This window comes from Mesorhizobium sp. M5C.F.Ca.IN.020.32.2.1 (genome assembly GCF_004023105.1).
GTDB lineage: Bacteria > Pseudomonadota > Alphaproteobacteria > Rhizobiales > Rhizobiaceae > Mesorhizobium > Mesorhizobium wenxiniae.
Genome location: NZ_RZSX01000503.1, coordinates 1 through 4700, shown reverse-complemented (window position 1 = coordinate 4700; position 4700 = coordinate 1). Strand labels below are relative to the sequence as shown.

The 4700-nt window shown below is 62.7% G+C and carries 4 protein-coding genes; 2 read left to right on the top strand and 2 right to left on the bottom strand.

The genetic code is table 11. The features are described from left to right. A partial coding sequence (locus tag EOA86_RS22815) for a cytochrome d ubiquinol oxidase subunit II (RefSeq protein ID WP_164891914.1) occupies positions 1-1002 on the bottom strand: 1002 nt, incomplete at its 3' end. Positions 1003-1013: 11 nt separating this feature from the next. Continuing rightward, positions 1014-2372 (bottom strand): cytochrome ubiquinol oxidase subunit I, encoded by a 1359-nt coding sequence (locus tag EOA86_RS22810; RefSeq protein ID WP_128343695.1) that lies wholly within the window; start codon positions 2370-2372, stop codon positions 1014-1016. Positions 2373-2604: 232 nt separating this feature from the next. Here EOA86_RS22810 and EOA86_RS22805 point away from each other — a divergent pair, with 232 nt between their 5' ends. Together EOA86_RS22805 and EOA86_RS22800 are read left to right on the top strand one after the other, a co-directional pair. Beyond that, positions 2605-3531 carry an ABC transporter ATP-binding protein gene (locus EOA86_RS22805; RefSeq protein ID WP_127208078.1) on the top strand — a complete coding sequence of 309 codons (927 nt, stop codon included), beginning with the start codon at positions 2605-2607 and terminating at the stop codon, positions 3529-3531. Further along, a complete protein-coding gene (locus EOA86_RS22800; protein WP_127208077.1) occupies positions 3528-4289 on the top strand; it encodes an ABC transporter permease in 762 nt (253 codons plus the stop codon). Before EOA86_RS22805 ends, EOA86_RS22800 begins: the two co-directional genes overlap by 4 nt. Positions 4290-4700: the final 411 nt, after the last annotated feature.

Sequence of the window (4700 nt, the reverse complement as noted above, 5' to 3'; positions counted from 1 at the left end):
GTCGTAGGTCAGATCCGTCGCCTTGCCGCCGAACACGCGGTATGCATAAAACGAATAGAAAATGATGACCGGCAGCACGACCACCGTGCCGGCCATGATTATGGCGAGGCTTTCAGGCGCGGACGCCGCCTGCCAGATGGTCAGCCTGTCGGGCACGACGAAGGGATAGAACGACCAGGCGAGCCCGGCAAAGCCCAGCGTGAAGATGGCGGCCAGTGTCAAGAACGGCGTCAGCGCGTGGCGGTCGTCTGCTTTAGGCAGGTGAAAGGTCTGCCGCCACAGCCAGGCGAACAGCACCGCCGACAGGATCGGCAGCGGCGACAAATAGAGCATGGCGGGCCAGACGAACCATTTGTCGAAGATGCGCGGACTGGCGAGCGGCGTGGCCAGCGAGACGGCGACCATGCCGAGCGCGGTCAGCACCAGCGCCCGGCGCAGCCATAGCACCGCCTTCTTCTGCAATTCGCCTTCCGTCTTGTAGATGACCCAGGCCGCGCCCATCGCCGCATAGGCGGCGGCAAGGCAGAGCGCCACCAGAGCGCCGAAGGCCATGCCGCTGAGGCCGACATCCAGGCCCAGAACATAAATCCCCAGCATGTAGCCCTGCGCCAGCGAGGCGATGAACGAGCCCAGGAAGAAGATGCGGTTCCAGCGATGCTTCCGGCCGGCCGGTACCTTGGCACGGAAATCGAAGGCAACGCCGCGTAGGATCAGGCCGACAAGGAGGAGGAAGACCGGAATGTAGAGCGCGGTGAGGATGGTGCCGTGCGCCAGCGGGAAGGCAACCAGCAGCAGGCCGACCGCCAGCACCAGCCAGGTCTCGTTCGCGTCCCAGAACGGGCCTATTGCCGCAATCATCGTGTCCTGCTCGGCGTCTTCAGCGGCCGCGAACAGGATGCCGATGCCGAGATCGAAGCCGTCGAGGATAACGTAGATCAGGATGGCAAGGCCCATCAGGCCGGCGAAGATGAGGGGGAGCAATGTCGGCCAGTCGAGGGTCATCACCGTTCTTCCTATTTCGCCGCCGGCTGCGACAGCGCCGCATCGAGAACGCCCGGCAGCGGCGAGGTATCGCCGTCCTTCGCCGCCTTCAGCGCCAGATAGACCAGCACGCCGAGATAGGCGATCAGAAGCAGCGCGTAGAGGATGAGATAGACCGCAAGCGAGAGCGCGACCTGGCTGCCGGCGACCGGCCCGACCGCATCGACGGTCTTGAGCACACCGGTGACCAGCCAGGGCTGGCGGCCGATCTCGGTGGTGTACCAGCCGGCCAGCGTCGCCAGCCAGCCGGACAGCGCCATCGGCACCATAACCAGCGCCAGCGGTTTCGGCAGGGTGTGGCGGCGCTTAAGGAAAAAGGCGGCCGACCAGGAGACGACGAGCATCTGGACGCCGGTGCCGACCATGATGCGAAAAGCCCAGAACACCGGGAAGACCGGCGGATGGTTGCCGGCAAAGTCGTTCAGCCCCGGCACGACGCCACTGGCGCTGTGCCTGAGGATAAGGCTGGCGCCGTCGGGGATGGCGACTTCGAATTTGTTCTCCCTTGCCGCCTCGTCGGGAAGCGCGAAAAGGACCAGCGGCACATTGGGGCCGGTGTTCCAGTTGGCCTCCATGGCGGCGATCTTCTGCGGCTGATGCTCGAGCGTGTTGAGGCCATGCTGGTCGCCGGCGAAGATCTGGATGGGGATCAGGATCGCCGCGGTGAAGACACCGGTGCGCAAGGCCTTCCACATCGATTCCGAGCGGTCGCCATAGAGATAGCGCAGCGCCGACAGGCCAGCGATCAGGAACGAAACCGTCAGGCCGGAGGCAAGCAGCATGTGGACGAGCCGGTAGGGCATCGATGGGTTGAAGACGATCGCCCACCAGTCGGTTGCGTGCGCTACGCCGTTGCGCATCTCAAAGCCGACCGGCGTCTGCATCCAGGAATTGAGCGCGATGATCCAGAAGGCCGACAGGGTGGTGCCGCCGGCCACCAGCACGGTTGCCAGCGTGTGGGTGCGGTTGGAGACGCGGCGGAAGCCGAACAGCATGATGCCGAGGAACGCCGCCTCGAGGAAGAAGGCGGTGAGTATCTCATAGGCGAGCAGCGGGCCGGCTATGTTGCCGACGGTCTCCATGTAACCCGGCCAGTTGGTGCCGAACTGGAAGCTCATGGTGACGCCCGAAACCACGCCCATGGCAAAGGACAGCGCGAACACTTTCACCCAGGTGAAATAGGCGCGCATCCAGGCGGTATCGCCTGTGGCGTTGTAGCGAAGCTTGAAGAACAGCAGCATCCAGCCAAGCGCGATGGTGATAGCCGGAAACAGGATATGGAACGAGATGTTCGCGCCGAATTGGATGCGCGAAAGGATGAGCGGGTCCATGGTGGGCTCCGGCTGCTGCTTATGTCGCAGAAGATAGGCCGGATGCGCTAAACGGTCAAAGCGGCGTGGCGTCACGCGAGGCGGAACGCCGCAGGACTGCGGCAGCGGTGGATGCGTCTTCGCATGCCGATGTCCAGAACTGTCAGGAGTGCCATTGACTTCCGGCTGCGCGCACCGACATTCAGCGGATTGAACCAACAGTTCTCCTTTCAAGCAGCCGTTTTTTTCAGCCATGCCATCGATCATTTCCATTTCCGGGGTCACCAAGACCTACGCCACCGGTTTCAAGGCGCTGAAGGAGATCAACCTCGACATTGAGCGTGGCGAGATCTTTGCGCTGCTCGGGCCGAACGGCGCCGGCAAGACGACGCTGATCTCGATCGTCTGCGGTATCGTCAACCGCTCGTCGGGCACGGTCACCGTGGACGGCTACGATATCGGCCGGGATTATCGCGCCGCGCGCAGCCTCATCGGGCTGGTGCCGCAGGAACTGACCATCGACGCGTTCGAGAGCGTATGGGCGACTGTCAGTTACAGCCGCGGCCTATTCGGCAAGCCAGCCAACCCCGCCTTCGTCGAGAAAGTGCTGCGCGACCTGTCGTTGTGGGACAAGAAGGACGCCAAGGCGATCACCCTGTCCGGCGGCATGAAGCGGCGGCTGATGATCGCCAAGGCGTTGTCGCACGAACCGAGAGTGCTGTTCCTCGACGAGCCGACAGCCGGGGTCGACGTCGAGCTGCGCCAGGACATGTGGGCGATGGTGCGCCGGCTGCGCGAGGATGGCGTCACCATCATCCTGACCACACACTATATCGAGGAGGCCGAAGCGATGGCCGACCGCGTCGGCGTCATCAATCGCGGCGAAATCGTGCTGGTCGAGGACAAGGCCGAACTGATGCGCACGCTCGGCCGCAAAAGGCTGTTGCTGGAATTGCGCAGTCCGCTCGCCACCATACCCGAGACGTTTTCGCGCTACGCGCTGGAGCTTGCGCCGGACGGCAATCAACTGACGTACACCTATGACAACCAGAGCGAACGGCCGGGCGTCGCCTCGCTGCTCCGCGACCTTGAGACGGCCGGCATCCAGTTCCGCGATATCGACACGCAAAACAGCTCGCTCGAGGAGATCTTCGTCAATCTGGTGAGGAGGGACGCATGAACCTGCGAGCAGTCTGGGCGATCTACAAGATGGAGATGGCGCGCGCCTTTCGGACCGTGCTGCAGAGCATCGTGTCGCCTGTCATCTCGACATCGCTCTATTTCGTCGTCTTCGGCTCGGCCATCGGCTCGCGCATCACCGAGATCGACGGCATCAGCTACGGCGCCTTCATCGTGCCGGGGCTGATCATGCTGTCGCTGCTGACGCAGTCGATCTCCAACGCCTCCTTCGCCATCTATTTCCCGAAATTCGTCGGCTCGATATACGAATTGCTGTCGGCGCCCGTGTCCTATCTGGAGATCATCATTGCCTATGTCGGCGGTGCGGCGACCAAGTCGATCATACTCGGCCTGATCATCCTCGCGACCGCGTCGCTGTTCGTACCGCTGACTATCGAGCATCCGTTCTGGATGCTCTCCTTCCTGGTGCTGACGTCGGTGACCTTCAGCCTGTTCGGTTTCATCATCGGCATCTGGGCGAGAAGCTTCGAGCAGCTGCAGCTGGTGCCGTTGCTGATCATCACGCCGCTGACCTTCCTTGGCGGCAGCTTCTATTCGATCGACATGCTGCCCGGCATCTGGCGCACGGTGACGCTGTTCAACCCCGTCCTCTATCTGGTCAGCGGTTTTCGCTGGAGTTTCTACGGCGAATCCGACGTCTCGATCGGCATCAGCCTCGGCATGACCGTCGTTTTCCTGCTTATCTGCATAGCGATCGTCGCGTGGATCTTCCGGACCGGCTACCGGCTGCGGAACTGACCGGCTTACAGCACGCTGAGCCGCGGGCTAGGCCGGCATCCCCTGAAAGATTGCCCTGGACGGCGGTCGAATAGGCGAGCGAGAAATCGCCAATGCCGGCGGACCAGCGCCAGGCGCTCGACATGGGTCAGCTCCTGCCGGGTGACCTTGGGCGCGGCGCCCTCGAGCAGGCGGTCGAAACGATTGCGCAAGGAGGGCATGGTCGAGATTCCGCGTGCCGCGCTTCGGAATTGGGACAACCCGCAAGCCCGCGGGCTTCGAATCATCGGTAGCAGCGAGAATTGAACGGAAGCCGTTGGCAATTGGGAATAAATTGGCAAGTCGGCATGAAAAAGGAGGGGCTTCGGTCGAGCCAAAACCCCTCCTTCACGATTTACCAGCGTGGACCTGGGAGCGCGATGATCTTTAGAC